This is a genomic window from Enterococcus ratti, from assembly GCF_001886195.1.
Taxonomy (GTDB): domain Bacteria; phylum Bacillota; class Bacilli; order Lactobacillales; family Enterococcaceae; genus Enterococcus_B; species Enterococcus_B ratti.
Genome location: NZ_JXLB01000014.1, coordinates 19,333 through 33,369 on the forward strand (window position 1 = coordinate 19,333; position 14,037 = coordinate 33,369).

Annotated in this window: 14 protein-coding genes; 4 read left to right on the top strand and 10 right to left on the bottom strand. The window is 33.4% G+C overall.

The genetic code is table 11. From position 1 onward, the window contains the following. Positions 1-28 precede the first annotated feature (28 nt). The 3 genes from RV14_RS07880 to RV14_RS07890 form a co-directional block, all read right to left on the bottom strand. The gene (locus RV14_RS07880; RefSeq protein ID WP_071855733.1) at positions 29-235 is read right to left on the bottom strand and encodes a hypothetical protein; all 207 of its coding nucleotides are present in this window, start codon (positions 233-235) and stop codon (positions 29-31) included. A 127-nt stretch (positions 236-362) separates the two neighbouring features. Then, entirely contained in the window at positions 363-470 is a 108-nt protein-coding gene (locus tag RV14_RS12910) for a hypothetical protein (protein WP_342714731.1), read from the bottom strand. A gap of 302 nt (positions 471-772) precedes the next feature. Beyond that, positions 773-1,228 (bottom strand): arginine repressor, encoded by a 456-nt coding sequence (locus tag RV14_RS07890; protein ID WP_071855734.1) that lies wholly within the window; start codon positions 1,226-1,228, stop codon positions 773-775. 895 nt (positions 1,229-2,123) lie between these two features. Here RV14_RS07890 and RV14_RS07895 point away from each other — a divergent pair. Together RV14_RS07895 and RV14_RS07900 are read left to right on the top strand one after the other, a co-directional pair. Then, on the top strand, positions 2,124-3,506 hold the full coding sequence (locus tag RV14_RS07895; RefSeq protein WP_071855735.1) for an MFS transporter: 1,383 nt from the start codon (positions 2,124-2,126) through the stop codon (positions 3,504-3,506). A gap of 68 nt (positions 3,507-3,574) precedes the next feature. Then, entirely contained in the window at positions 3,575-4,681 is a 1,107-nt protein-coding gene (locus tag RV14_RS07900) for an FAD-dependent oxidoreductase (protein ID WP_071855736.1), read from the top strand. A gap of 278 nt (positions 4,682-4,959) precedes the next feature. Here RV14_RS07900 and apf read toward each other — a convergent pair whose 3' ends face one another. From apf to RV14_RS07915, 3 genes are all read right to left on the bottom strand, one after another. Further along, positions 4,960-5,544: an aggregation-promoting factor gene (gene apf / locus RV14_RS07905; RefSeq protein WP_071855737.1), complete on the bottom strand. Its 585-nt coding sequence runs from the start codon at positions 5,542-5,544 to the stop codon at positions 4,960-4,962. A 359-nt stretch (positions 5,545-5,903) separates the two neighbouring features. Then, complete coding sequence (gene queG, locus RV14_RS07910; RefSeq protein ID WP_071855738.1) at positions 5,904-7,082, bottom strand: tRNA epoxyqueuosine(34) reductase QueG; 1,179 nt, start codon at positions 7,080-7,082, stop codon at positions 5,904-5,906. A 23-nt stretch (positions 7,083-7,105) separates the two neighbouring features. Next, entirely contained in the window at positions 7,106-7,852 is a 747-nt protein-coding gene (locus tag RV14_RS07915) for a hypothetical protein (RefSeq protein ID WP_071855739.1), read from the bottom strand. A gap of 504 nt (positions 7,853-8,356) precedes the next feature. On the opposite strand from RV14_RS07915, the gene RV14_RS07920 reads away from it, so the two are divergent. Then, positions 8,357-9,727 (top strand): amino acid permease, encoded by a 1,371-nt coding sequence (locus RV14_RS07920; RefSeq protein ID WP_071855740.1) that lies wholly within the window; start codon positions 8,357-8,359, stop codon positions 9,725-9,727. A gap of 170 nt (positions 9,728-9,897) precedes the next feature. Here the strand turns inward: RV14_RS07920 and RV14_RS07925 are convergent, their stop codons facing one another. From RV14_RS07925 to RV14_RS07935, 4 genes are all read right to left on the bottom strand, one after another. Continuing rightward, positions 9,898-10,797, bottom strand: a complete 900-nt coding sequence (locus tag RV14_RS07925) for a LysM peptidoglycan-binding domain-containing protein (RefSeq protein WP_071855741.1) — start codon at positions 10,795-10,797, stop codon at positions 9,898-9,900. Positions 10,798-10,908: 111 nt separating this feature from the next. Continuing rightward, positions 10,909-11,079, bottom strand: coding sequence for a DUF948 domain-containing protein (locus RV14_RS12075; RefSeq protein ID WP_143139750.1), 171 nt, complete (start codon positions 11,077-11,079; stop codon positions 10,909-10,911). A 4-nt stretch (positions 11,080-11,083) separates the two neighbouring features. Beyond that, positions 11,084-11,752, bottom strand: coding sequence for an NAD(P)H-dependent oxidoreductase (locus RV14_RS07930; protein WP_071855742.1), 669 nt, complete (start codon positions 11,750-11,752; stop codon positions 11,084-11,086). A 75-nt stretch (positions 11,753-11,827) separates the two neighbouring features. Then, entirely contained in the window at positions 11,828-12,733 is a 906-nt protein-coding gene (locus RV14_RS07935) for an AraC family transcriptional regulator (protein ID WP_071855743.1), read from the bottom strand. A 268-nt stretch (positions 12,734-13,001) separates the two neighbouring features. Between RV14_RS07935 and RV14_RS07940 the strand changes: the two genes are divergently transcribed. Next, positions 13,002-14,036: a galactose-1-epimerase gene (locus RV14_RS07940; protein ID WP_071855744.1), complete on the top strand. Its 1,035-nt coding sequence runs from the start codon at positions 13,002-13,004 to the stop codon at positions 14,034-14,036. The last annotated feature ends 1 nt before the right edge of the window (position 14,037 follow it).

Here is a 14,037-nt window from a genome sequence, read left to right on the forward strand (position 1 = left end):
TTGGTTCTTAGCCCCATATTTTAACTTATCATTCAAAAATAAGAACACCATCTTCAATGATTTTTCCAAAAAAGAGAAAGATTCCACTAGTAAATAACAAAGTCATATTAGTACCTAGATATATTGCCATTTTTTCTAACCAATTTTTAATGTGGTGTATTTTAATATAGAGAAAAACTAAAAAATTTACACCATAAACCAATACTGTTAAAAAAATAACCATATTCACAATCATTTTACGTTTCACCCCTGTTCATTGTCTATTATCAATATTTTAACCTTTGAATATTTTTTTAAAAGTTCAAAAAGCAACCTCAACACTTCTTTATTTTTTCCAACTTCATCATTTTCTATTGGTAATACTAATAGCAGTCTTGTAAAAAATTGCATTCCATTAAAGGAAAAAAGAAATGACTGGCTGTTAACATGGCACTTACATCGCAAAAAAATTGTGGCGTCGCTATGAACATTGCTGGAGTCGTTGCAAAATCAAAGTCAATAACGTTTACGCCTTATTGAGTCAATCCTTTAATTAGCGCTTCTTTCAGTTCTGGTCCACTGTGATTCGACTATCTCGTCCAATTCCTACAGTTAACTTTCTTTTATGCTCACTAAGATCGTATTTGTTTTTTAGCCAATTGACCAATCCAAAACTTATTTTTTATTTCAATAGGCTTGAAATTGGCTTTGTGTGTTTCTGTAATAATGACGATACCTCGAATATCAGAATTTTTTTAGCGCTTTCATAAAAAGCATAACCCCTTTCCATTTCTTATTCCCTCATTTTTTCCAATTTTTCTGCAAATTTTCGTGCTTCTTCTTCAGAACGACAAATAATAATAAATGTATCTACCCCAGCAATAGTTGCTGAAACTTCTGGATAAGCCATTTCATCTAACCAATTCGTTACAACATCTGCTCCATCTTTTTCTGTTAACACAACAATCATAAACTGAACCACTTGTATTTTTAACACTTCTCTTTTAATAGCTGCTTGTAAACGTTCTTCATTTAATGCCTCAGAAGATTGATTCAATCGGCTGTAACGAACTCGTTTATTTTCATCTTGCGTTTTAACCAATTTCATTTCTCGAATATCTCGAGAAATCGTCGCTTGCGTTGCAGTAACTCCTGCTTTTTGTAAATGTTGTAAAAGTTCTTCTTGTGTACTGATTGGACGCTCCGCAATTATTTGGTGAATCAGTGCTTGTCGCTGAATTTTTTTCATAGCAGGTCCCTCTCATTTTTAATTATAACAAACAAATTGATAATTTTCCGTTTTTTTTGGTACTTTTTACTTTAATTTTCCACCTATGATTTTCTGATTGCAACGTAATACTTACATGATAAAGTTTTTTTAACCGCTCAGGTTTAATTCTTTTAAGATTATTTAAATAAATTTCTTTGCATTCTTCCGAAGTTCTTTGATAAAAGTTTTTAGTATTTCAAGCGTCTTTTTTCATCATCCTAAGGACCGATATGTAACATTTGAGCCACTAGACTTTCTTTTCTTGTAATAAATTTTACTTCTTTCAATAAATCACTAGAAATTTTTTCCTTTTTTGTATTTGTGCTTCTTATGCAATTTTTTGGTTCACAAATTCTGGTTGTTTAATCATGAGTGGGTAAGTATAATATTTTTTTCTATCACCGTTTCATTCAAATACTGTTTTTATAATTCCCATAGACCTTCTAAAGAAGATAGTTAGAAATCTGTCAATTATTCTTTTGTGATATGAAAATCGCATAACTTACAGCATACAGTGCGCCTACTCTACGTTGAAAATCTTCTTAACTTGGATCATCAATTCCTTTAATACTAAAGAAATTTTATGCCGATAAATTTAACAGTTGTGGTATTTTCTTACTACTGCAACTTAGATCATTTTCTTCCAATCAATTGCGTTCATTTTATCCTTCTCAATTTTGTTAGCCTTTCTTATCATAACTCTTTTAAGCCAAATTTGCTAATTTTATTGACACTATTTTTATCTCTGTGCTAAAATAAACAGCGTAAACAAATCGTACAGATAACACGTCTTTTACGTGTCGATAGAGAGGCGATTTCTATTTTAAAAATAGAAATCACTCTCTTTTTTTACGAAATTTTTTGAGGTGATAAAATGAACAAACAGAAACAGTTATATATAGTTCCAGCTGTAATTGCAACAGGGATAATGTCCTTTTCAGGAGTTTTAATTGAAACAGCGATGAATGTCACTTTTCCAACTTTGATCAAACAATTTCAATTAACCACCGCACAAGTCCAGTGGGTCACAACGATCTATCTATTGATGATTTCGATCATTGTTCCCTTATCCACCTATTTGACGCGGCAATTTACCTTGAGAACTCTTTTTTTATTTTCAAATCTTTTATTTTTAATTGGCATTATTATAGATTTTTTTTCACCAACTTTTTTCACTTTATTACTCGGTAGGTGTTTGCAAGGAATTGCTACGGGAATTGCTTTACCATTAATGTTTCATATTATTTTAACTTTTGCACCAATAAAGCGTCGAGGTACGATGATGGGCGTAGGAACACTAACTACTGCAATTGCTCCAGCGATTGGACCAACATATGGAGGGATATTAACTTCTCATTTTACGTGGAATCATATTTTTCTTTTCCTAATCCCTGTGTTACTTCTTTCTCTTGGTATTGGCTTATTTGCCATTGCACATGTTCCCGTACAAAAAAGCGGACACTTAGACATTCTTAGTGTGCTAAGTTTATGTCTTTTGTTTAGCGGCAGCTTAATTTTTTTAAGTATATTAGGGAAAGCAGCTAGTTGGATCGCTTTACTTATTGCAGTTGTTGGTGCCATCTTATTTTACCACCGAAACCACTCGACAAAGCAGCCTTTAATTCAATTGTCTATTTTCACTAACAAAACGTTTTCCTTGTTTTTATTTAGTTTTTTAGTCTATCAATTTTTATTACTCGGTGTTTCGTTCATATTACCTAATTTTATTCAAATTGTTCAAGGAAATAACTCGTTCATTGCTGGGCTTTCTATGCTTCCGGGAGCCGCTATCGGTGCGATCTTATCGCCATTTTCTGGAAAATTACTTGATCATTACGGACCTAAAAAACCAATTTTCGCAGGGCTACTGCTTTCACTTATCGGTTGGTCTGCGTTAGTCTTTTTTCTTGGACATGCTTCATTACCATTGTTGGTCGCTTGTCACGTCATTTATATGATTGGTATTGGATTATCTTATAGTAATATGATGACCACAGGGATGAACGCTTTAGCAGATAAATATCAAGGAGATGGAAATGCGGTTTTTAATACTTTACAACAGTTCTCAGGAGCCGTAGCAACTTCACTAGTAGCAATCATCATCAATCTCGTACAAGAACACATGAATGCTAACTATCAAACAGCTACTATTTTAGGATCAAAAAGCGCTTTAGGTGTGTTGCTTTTCTTTTTGCTTATAAGTTTCCTATTGTTTATTCGTTCTAGTTTACTGACCAAAAAATCAACATTATTTTAAACGGCAGTCATTTGCGCCTGCCGTTTTTTTATGTAAAAATACACTATGAAACAAGGAGTGGATCATCTATGGAAAAAATCGGCATTATTGGTGGCGGCATCATTGGTATGACGGTTGCAAATTACTTAAATACGGAAAAATTTAGCATTGCTTTGTTTGACCATGGGACTGGACAAGCAACAAAAGCTAGCGCTGGTATTATTTCTCCATGGCTATCAAAAAGAAGAAATAAAATATGGTATCACTTAGCAAAAGATGGCGCAGCTTTTTTCCAAAAGTTAGTAAAAGATATCGCATTGGATCAAGCCATTTACAGCCAATCTGGCACTCTAGTAATTCGAAAAAAGGAAAATTTGCAAGAGTTATTTAATTTAGCTGAAAAACGAAAAAAAGATGCTCCTGCAATCGGTGAACTTAAATTATTAAAAGCAGAACAAACAGCCGAAATGTTTCCTTTATTAAAAAAAATTCCTTCCTTGTATGTATCAGGAGGAGGAAGATTAAGCGGTAAAGCTTATTTACATTACTCATCTCAACGCTTAAAAAACAAAGGTATCACTTGTTTCAAAGAGAAAGTTCAGTTGAAAAAAAGAAATGGGTCTTGGTTGATTCAAAGTGAATTTAGAGAAAAACAAGTTGATCGTGTCGTCTTAACACCCGGTCCTTCTTTAAAATCCTTACTAGAACCGTTAGGCTATCGAGTAGACATTCGACCCCAAAAAGGACAACTAATTGCATTTGACACACTGTATCATCAAAGTCAATCATGGCCAGTCGCTATGTTAGATGGCGAAACTGACCTCATTCCTTTTCATAATGGAAAAATCTTATTAGGTGCTACACACGAAAATGAACAAAAATGGGATCTTACTCCTACTGAAGAAGCGTATCTTCAATTAACCGAAACAAGTAGAAGTTTTTTAGCGCAACCTGAAAAATTATTTTCACGACCCTATCAGTTGCAAGTTGGAACTAGAGCGTATTCTTCAGATTTTTCCCCATTTTTTGGACCATTATTTGAAGATACGAGTCTTTTATTGGCAAGTGGTTTAGGTTCTTCGGGTTTAACGACCGGTCCATACATTGGCTATCTTTTATCCGAATTTTTAAATACAGGTACAGGGTGTGGAATGAGTTATCAAAAAACGATGGATAAATATATCAAAAAAATGTAGGCAACAAATAAAGCAAGCTTAAAAATACAAAAGATATGGAGGAGTTTGTAAAACTCATGAAGATTACTCAACGATTTTTTTAAATTACTCATTATTTACGTTTATTTTTTGTTACGAACCATGGATAAATTTTTCCCGATTCTTCACTATTTTATTTGTTTTAGTAGCAATCAACAATAAAAGACCAGATCATAATATGATCCAGCCTTTTATTGTATGCTTAAAACCCCTCTTTAACCGTAAGAAAAGTGCTACGCTTCTCTACTTTTGATATTCGACTAGTACCAGCCGTTAGCTAACCAGAAGGCTTGAGCGGCGTCCCATGAACCGTAACGTGATGACACATATTGATCCGCCACACGCTCTTGATTTTCAGGAGAATAATCACCGTTTAAATATGAAGCATCTAATTGGTAACGTCCAATGTAACGACCATTAGTTGCTGTATACGAACCACCTGATTCTTTATTTGCAATCCATTCTTTTGCAGAACTTAAATTGCTTGGAGTTGCTGCGGTTGCAGGAGCTGGAGTAGCAGTTGCTACTTCAACTGTTTCAACTGGAGCAACGTATGTATATTCTTTCGTTGCTGCTTTAGGTTCTTCGATTGTTTTAGTTGAAGCATCATTTGAAGTTGGAATCGTTAATTCTTCGCCAACGTAAATGCGGTTAATGTCTTTAATACCATTTTTTTCAGCAATTGCTTGAATCAATGAATTATCCCCAACAAATTTTTGTGAGATTTTTGATAATGAGTCACCTGATTTGATGGTATAAGTTTCATCAGCATGTGCAGTTGTTCCTACAAACATTGCACCAGCAGCAAAAGTTGTTCCTAAAACGATCTTTTTAATTGAATTCATGTTTATCTCCTTTTTTTATCATGTATTTATCAACGTCATTAACTTTATCATCTAGAAATATTTCATAGGTAAAAGAAATATGACATTTAATGACAAAATAGTTTAAATTTTAATATTTGTAATATTTTTATCACTCAAAAACTACGACTAAAGTCCTATAATCCTTATTTTTCAACAAAGAGACCGTTTTTAATTTTTTCTTATGTTTTAAAAAAACTTTCGTTTTGTAATATTTCTTTTTTTTTTTAGCGAATTTTTGTCTTTATTTTATAAAAAAACTATAGTTTTTAATTAAAATTTTGGAAAAAATAGAAAAATTCCAGTAATTATTACAACAATTACTGGACAAATTTTTTATTTTATGGAAGAAATTGATTACTTTTGTGCTTTTTTTTTCTTAACATGTCTTGTGCTTGTTTAATTTCTATGATTACTTCGCTATTTTCTTCTATATTTTGTCTTTTTTCTAATATTTTTAACCATTTTTCTGGTTCTTTTCGCCCTAAACAACCTATCGTCCAAGCAGCTGTTGCTCGTATAACGGGTCTGACATCACTTAAGCATACTTTTACTTCAGATAAAGCAGAAGTATCTCCAAGATTTGCTAGCGCAATCAAAGCATTTCTTTGCAATGGCTTTTTACCGCGCCAAGAACCAGCTAAATGACCGAATTGTGCATTAAATTCTTTATTGGATAAAGAAAGCATCGGCTTTAATTTTGGACAAACTTCCTCTATTTTCGGTTCCATCTCTTTGTGAAAATGGAAATCTTTTCCTCGATTATAAGGACAAACTAATTGACAAATGTCACAGCCATAAATGACATTTCGTATTTTTTTTCGATACTCATTAGGCATTAAACCTTTTGTTTGAGTTTGATAAGATAAACATCTTTGAGCATTCATTTTACCATCTCCTAATAGAGCCTTAGTAGGGCAAGCTGTAATACACCGCATGCAATCTCCACAGCCAAAAATTTCCGGTTTATCAGGTTCAAAAACGATATTTGTCACAATTTCTCCCAAATATACAAACGAACCATATTCTTTTGTAATTAATAACCCGTTTCGACCAACAAAACCCAAGCCGGCTCTTTGGGCAACTGCTACATCTACTAATTCACCTGTATCAACTTGTGGTGCAAATCGCCATTTTTCTTCTTGCTGCCATTTACAGGCACGTGATTGAATAAAAACAATTAATTGATTCAATCGTTCCCGTAAAATCTCATGATAATCAATTCCCCAAGACGCACGTGCAAATTGCCCTCTTTTTTCATCTTTTGGTATTTCTTCTTGAATTTTAGTTGGATAAGCCAATGCAATCGAGATGATCGATTGCGGATGATCAAATGTTTTTTCTAAGTGTAGGCGTTCTTCAATGATTGGATGTTCAAATCCAGAAGTATGTCCTGCGGCTTTTTGTTCTTCTAATGATTCTTTTAAATAATCAAAAGGCTCAGCCGTAGTAAAGCCAATCTTATCAATTCCTAAGCGTTTGCTTTCTTCAATAATTTCATCTTTTAAAGTTTTTGCCATTTTCTCACCTATTCTACTCATTGCTATCGACTATAAATTCCATAATAAAGCCGGTCTTTCTTTAATTGGACAAATTGAATTTGTTGATCTGCAATCTTTCGCTCTTCCATCCATCTTTTTCTTGTAGCAAAAATTTCCCAATAATTTTCAGAAAGCCATTTTTTTTGATTATCTAATACTTGAAAAAAATTAAGTGAAACAAGTTTTGTATGCAGTAACTCATGTAATCGGACTTGCTCTACCGCTGAAAAAGTAGATAAATCTCTAGCATAAAGTACTTCTTCATGTAAATTTATTTGTTGTGGATAAGTAAATGTTTGAGGAATATTACCGGGACGAGCAATTTGAACAAGTCGATTATAAAAGAGATTCATCACTTTACTATTAGCAATAAAAGCACTTTTATAGTAGGCAGATTGAATTTTCCCAATTACACCTTCTGTTCCAATGACGGAAAACAAAGCCGGCCATGCTTGGATGTTAATTTTATTCTTTTGTTTAATTAATACCCCCGGAATAAAACCCACTGAGGCAATCAATACAAAATAGCCAATACCTGTTTCTTCGTCTAATGTTTGAAATTCATCGAAAAGCCATTTTCCCAGATAATGTTCTTTTTCATCCAATTTGTTTGGATTTGCTATGAATAAATTAGCCATTTCTGTTTCAAGAAATTGCAAGTCTTTGTCTTTATTCGAACAATCTTGCTGTTCAATCAACTGAAGAATTTTTTCTTTAATTTGTTGTTTGTCTTTGCGTGTAAAATTCATAGCTTATCTTCCTTTCTTCTCTTTAACTATAACGGAATTCGATAAAAAAAGGTATCTGAAACTTAGAAAAAAGAACTGTTTTTTTCTTTAAATTCCTTTTTTGTATCTCTTTTTGATATTTTATTCACTAACTGCATAAGCAAAAAAGTGTGGTGAGGTAAAATGACAAAAACTGTTTTATCCCCTTTTTTTAGCTACTATCTTTCTCATAAAAAATCAGTTTAGTATTTCCTTGCTGTTTTTCTTTTAATTCTAATTGATAAATTTTATAAAATTCCTCCAAAAATGCTATTTTTCATATATAATTTTTTGAAAAATTTCAATTTCAAGCATTATATAAAAATTTTTACAGAAACACTCGCAATTTATGGAAATTTTCTGTAAAATCACATCAAGAGTTAGAAAAGCAAATAGATTTTAATTGTTAATTATTCATTGCTATTATTAATATATAGGGAAATATTTTATATTTGCTTGTTTACTCAAAAAGAAAGGAGTTTTAGTATGGAAAAAGACAAATTAACTCGCAGTCTTAGTGCACGTCACATCCAAATGATTGCTTTAGGAGGCACAATAGGCGTAGGATTATTTATGGGTGCTTCCTCTACTATTCGCTGGACTGGACCTTCCGTCATGGTTGCATATGCTGTTGCTGGGTTCTTTTTATATTTAATTATGCGCGCACTTGGAGAAATGCTTTATATTGATCCTTCTACAGGTTCTTTTGCAAACTATGCCAATGATTATATTCATCCCGTTGCTGGTTATTTAACAGCATGGAGTAATATTTTCCAATTTATTGTCGTCGGCATTAGCGAAGTGATTGCCGTTGGCGAATATATGAATTTTTGGTGGCCACACTTACCATCGATCATTCCGGGCATCGTTGTTATTCTTTTTTTGATGCTTGCTAATTTAGCTTCGGTTAAAGCCTTCGGTGAATTAGAATTTTGGTTTTCTCTTATTAAAGTCGGTACGATCATTTTTATGATTCTCATTGGTCTAGGCGTTATACTATTTGGTTTTGGAAATCATGGACAAGCAATAGGGATTGCTAACCTTTGGAAAAATGGCGGTTTCTTTACTGGTGGCGTGAAAGGTTTCTTTTTTGCTTTATCTATTGTCGTTGCATCGTATCAAGGAATCGAACTTATCGGAATGGCAGCTGGAGAAGCTAAAAATCCCCAAAAAACAATTATTGAAGCCGTTCAATCAACAATTGGACGCATCTTGATTTTTTATATTGGAGCTATTTTTATTATTGTTAGTATTTATCCATGGAATCAATTAGAAACGATTGGTTCTCCTTTTGTACAAACATTTTCTAAAATCGGTATTACATTTGCTGCTGGATTGATTAACTTTGTCGTATTAACAGCCGCTTTATCTGGCTGCAATTCTGGTATTTTCAGTGCAAGTCGTATGATCTACACGTTAGCGCTCAACGGAAAAATGTCAAAAAAATTTTTAAAGCTAACGCGCCATGGTGTTCCGTTTTACCCTGTCGTAGCCATTTCCGGCGGTGTATTGATTGGGTTAATTTTAAATTATTTGTTGCCTTTGATTACCGATCAAGCAGAAAATGTTTTTGTTTTTGTTTACAGTTCTAGTATCTTACCCGGAATGGTTCCTTGGATAGTCATCTTACTTAGTGAGATTAAATTTAGAAAACAGCATCAAGAAGAGATGATTGATCATCCATTTAAAATGCCGCTCTCTCCTTACTCTAATTATCTTTCCTTGTTATTTTTAGCTTTCGTACTATTCTTTATGTTGATTAATCCGGAAACAAGAGTTTCTTTGATTATTGGTTTTGTATTTTTATGTTATATGTCCATTCATTATTTTGTAAGAGAACGAAAATTAAAAAAATAAACCTTTTTTCTTTCACATAAACATACTAAGATTAATCAAGTCCTTTTTTCCTGATAAAATAATAAAAAAAGGACTTGATTAAACGTAGGAAAGATCGTGGGACAAAAGTAAAGAATACTTTTACTCCACGATCTAAATACAGATAAAACAATAGCAGCAAAAACTATAACTTAATTCAGTTTTAATACTTCCCCAGGATTAAAAAAATAATCCTCCATCGTCATTCCATTTAAGGCCAAAATCTTTTCAACAGGAACTCCCGTCCGTTCTGCAATTTGATTTGGTCCTTCTCCGGGACGAACAACTGTCGTTTCCGATCTATTTTGTTCACTCGACGAGACAGTACTTGTCTGGTTTTGCATCTCTTGATTAAAATAAGGCGCCTCCGTTGTAGATGAAGAAGTAGTCTGTGATAGACTCGCAGTAGTCTCACTTGTTTGTGGATTGCTTGAATTTTCAGCTTGCAATGACGCACTCGTTCGTAGGTAAATGTCTGAGATTTTAGCTACTTGTTCAGTGTACTTTGCTGAAAGCTGGTCAATCCATGCCCCAAGATCCACATTTTCTTTGGTTTGAGCCGCTTGATATTTTGCTTTCAATTGATCAATTCCTTCATCAGAAATCACTTGTAAATCTCGGGCTTTTTGATTGGCTATCGTTGACAAACCTGCCACCCCATTTTGATTATTCTGAATTTCAGCTTGATATTCTTCAATTAAGCGAGGCGTTTGTTCTTCAATTTTCTTCGTATACGTCGTTAAAATATTTTGTAATTGGTCTGTAAGAGTATCTTCATCAGAGGCTTGTGTAGCGTGTCGTATTTCCTCGGTTTTGGACGTTTTGGCAGTGGAAAATGCACTTTTTGACGCTGTCTCACTCGTTTTTATCGTTGTATTTTTTGTATTAAAATCTTTTTTTCCATGAAAATAAAGTCCTGCAATAGCACCGACAAGTACAAGAAATACTGCTGCTACTGAACCTATTTTGAGCAAACGCCTCCGCATTGCTTTTTTTTGCTGTTGCCTGCGAGCCATTCGAACATTTACTCTGCGCCCATTTTCTTCATTCATTTTTTTCACCACCCATTCATATTAAATAGCGTTATCCTTGTTTGCTTTATTTTCATTGTATCAAATAACCATCAAGATGCATATTTTATCTGCGTTATTTATATAGAAAATTCACCATTTTTGATGATCCCAAATCTTGCCATCAATTTCACCTTGCAATTGTTCTATTCTGTCTGAAATTTCCATTAAAAGTTGTTTTGTTTCATGCAATAAAGCTTTTGTTTCATAGTCTGTTGATTCGCTTAATTCTTCTAATTGTTTTAATACCCATTTTTCCATCATTTCATTACTCCTTTAGTTCCTGTAAAGTAAACATTAAGTCTTCTAATGCTTCTTTTTCTTTACATAAATAATCAATTACATATTCCTGTTTTAATTGATTACTTGCCTGCAACAATGGATGATTTCTCAGTTGCTCAAGAAACCAATCAATTCGATTAACTAAAGTAGGTTTGCCTGTTAATGTAAGATATCGTTGATAAGCAATTAAACGTTCCCATTTTTTTTCTTCTGTTTGATACATAAACTGTGCCATAACAAAAGGCGGCAAGAAAGTCATGTCAAACTTATGTGCAATCCGTTGATAAGGTCTTAAAAATTCAGAGATTGTATACTCTTCCTTCCCACCAGCTTGGTATTCTTTCTCAGAAACGCCTGTCGTTAAAACAATGCCTAATTCTTTTTTTCTCAAACATTCAGTAGCATATATCAAAACAGCATCTTGCCATATTTTCAAATGAGCAGGAGCACTATACCAATAAAAAGGAAATTGAAAAATAATTCGATCGTGTGTTTTTAATAATTCTATTTCTTTTTCAAGAGCAATTTCTCCATCTGGGTAACATTTTTCTAAATGATGCCATGTAACATCTAAACGTCTAGTCGCTTCTTTAAAAAACTGTTGATTCAATGAAGTCTCAATGGAAGGATGGCTAACAATAATCAAGCTTTTCATTTCTTTCCTCCTCTTCATTCTTTTATTTTATAGTTTAGCATAGATAAAAAAATATCATTGGTCGGATGCTTTGAATTACGTCGTCCAAGAAACGATCGCTTGTTCTTCCAGATTTTTTTTTAAAGTTCCTAAAGAAAGTTTTCTTGCTTCTTCATTTTTCATCCGTTTACGATAACTAGTAGCTGTTTCACCCATTGTTTTTTTGAACATCCGGCTAAAAACGACTAAACTATTAAAGCCCACTTGATCAGCAATACTTTCTACTGATTCATCAGTTAAAGAAAGTAAAAACGCAGCACGATTCATGCGAACACCCATTAAATATTCTTTGATGCTTATACCTAATTGCTTTTTGAATATTCTTGATAAATGGCTGCGATTTACTGCCAATTGCTGGGAAATTTCTTCTACCGTTAACTTTTGCGAATAATGTTTTTCGATATATTCTATTGTTTTGATCGCTAAAGGGGCATAAACTTTTGCATCACTAAGTCTTATTTTTCCGCCATCTTTTAATAACACAGCTAAAAAACGATACGTTAATGCAGTTAATTCCAATTCATCCACAACGTCTTCTTGCGAATAATGAAGACACGTCAAAATGATATCTATATAAGAAGAAATTCCTGATGAAGCCATAGTATATCGGTCTTCTTTAAACAGTGAACATTGTATAATTTCTTTTGCTAAAGGTCCGCTAAAAGACAACCAACAATAGACCCAAGGCTCTTCACTGTCTGCTAAATAAAAAGTAGACTCTCCGGGACGAATTAGAAAAAGATCCCCTTTTTGTAAATGATATCGCTGTTCTTTCACATGATAAGTTCCTTTTCCTTCTATTACTACATGTAATACATAACTTTGCCTAATGGCAGGTCCAAATGAATGATAAGGCATAGTTTTTGAAAACCCACAAAAACAAAAATATAATTCTTTAACTATTTTTTGTTGTGCTTTTTTTAAAAATATTGCTTGTTCCATCCCTTTCACCTCTTTTTTACTTTACCCTTTTTGATCCAATTTGTGCAACAAAAAGTTAAATAATAGTCACAGAAATACATTCTATAGAAATCGTTTTCTTAGTAAAATTAATGAATAAAAAACGATTTTTATTTTCTAATTATTTGCTTTTTTATTAGCTATCTAACAAGAAAAACTAGACACAACAAAGATCAAACTTCTGTTACGAAAAAGTCAACATTAAAATGTAGATTTTATTATTTCAAGAAGTTAGGAAAGGAACCTTGACATGACAATTACAGAAAAAGAGTTTGGATTGGGCTATCATTTGATCACTTTAACAAATAATCAAGGACTTCAATTAGCAGTTACTGATTTAGGTGCCCGCATCGTACAGTTAAACGCCCAACAGAAAGAATTAATTTTGGGTTTTGACTCCGCTCAAGAGTATCTAACAAAAGATTCCTACATCGGCGCTTTCATTGGACGAACAGCCGGTCGAATCGAAAAAGGGCAATTTTCACTTCACGATCAAGTTTACCAATTAAGTACTGATCCTGAAACCGGACATTCACTGCATGGGGGCTCTCCCGGATTTGAATTAAAAAAATGGACGTATCAAACCATGGAAGATGAGCAAGAAAGTTCTGTAAAATTTACTATCAAAAGTCCTGATGGTGAACACGGCTTTCCCGGTAATCTATCCGTTGAAGTTTATTATACTCTTACCCAAGACAACGTCTGGTACGTCACAACGCAAGCACGCAGTGATAAAGAAACGCTATTTAATCCTACAAATCACGTGTATTTTAACCTAACTGGGGACGTAACACAACCAATCGATCAGCATACACTTTGGTTAGACAGCAGCTATTTTGCACCATTAAGAGCAGACAGCATCCCTATTGGTGAAAAAGCAGCAGTTCTCGGTACACCTTTTAACTTTCAAAAACCTCAAAAATTAGTCAATGTTTTTGCTAGTAATTTTGAACAAAAAAATCTCTTTAACGGGATCGATCATCCTTTCTTTTTAAATAAACCGGGAGTTGAGAATATTTCTGCTTATTTACTTAGCCCAGATGAAAAAATTAAAGTGAGTATTGCTACTGACTCCCCATCTATTGTTTTATTTACAGCCAATTTTGGCTCAAATACACCAGAAATGCGCGGTAAAAAATTAGTCAACCATGGTGGAATCACTTTTGAAACTCAGGTTGCTCCAGCTGCAGAACATTATCCGACGTTTGGCGATATTCGCTTAGCCCCTCATCAAACATTTAAAACCATGACAAAATTTAAAATTGACGTAAGAAAGGGTTATTAAC

Coding starts and splice junctions, on each gene's coding strand:
- RV14_RS07880 (WP_071855733.1), bottom strand. CDS start 235: ATGATTGTGAATATGGTTATTTTTTTAACAGTATTGGTTTATGGTGTA.
- RV14_RS12910 (WP_342714731.1), bottom strand. CDS start 470: ATGTTCATAGCGACGCCACAATTTTTTTGCGATGTAAGTGCCATGTTA.
- RV14_RS07890 (WP_071855734.1), bottom strand. CDS start 1,228: ATGAAAAAAATTCAGCGACAAGCACTGATTCACCAAATAATTGCGGAG.
- RV14_RS07895 (WP_071855735.1), top strand. CDS start 2,124: ATGAACAAACAGAAACAGTTATATATAGTTCCAGCTGTAATTGCAACA.
- RV14_RS07900 (WP_071855736.1), top strand. CDS start 3,575: ATGGAAAAAATCGGCATTATTGGTGGCGGCATCATTGGTATGACGGTT.
- apf (WP_071855737.1), bottom strand. CDS start 5,544: ATGAATTCAATTAAAAAGATCGTTTTAGGAACAACTTTTGCTGCTGGT.
- queG (WP_071855738.1), bottom strand. CDS start 7,082: ATGGCAAAAACTTTAAAAGATGAAATTATTGAAGAAAGCAAACGCTTA.
- RV14_RS07915 (WP_071855739.1), bottom strand. CDS start 7,852: ATGAATTTTACACGCAAAGACAAACAACAAATTAAAGAAAAAATTCTT.
- RV14_RS07920 (WP_071855740.1), top strand. CDS start 8,357: ATGGAAAAAGACAAATTAACTCGCAGTCTTAGTGCACGTCACATCCAA.
- RV14_RS07925 (WP_071855741.1), bottom strand. CDS start 10,797: ATGAATGAAGAAAATGGGCGCAGAGTAAATGTTCGAATGGCTCGCAGG.
- RV14_RS12075 (WP_143139750.1), bottom strand. CDS start 11,079: ATGATGGAAAAATGGGTATTAAAACAATTAGAAGAATTAAGCGAATCA.
- RV14_RS07930 (WP_071855742.1), bottom strand. CDS start 11,752: ATGAAAAGCTTGATTATTGTTAGCCATCCTTCCATTGAGACTTCATTG.
- RV14_RS07935 (WP_071855743.1), bottom strand. CDS start 12,733: ATGGAACAAGCAATATTTTTAAAAAAAGCACAACAAAAAATAGTTAAA.
- RV14_RS07940 (WP_071855744.1), top strand. CDS start 13,002: ATGACAATTACAGAAAAAGAGTTTGGATTGGGCTATCATTTGATCACT.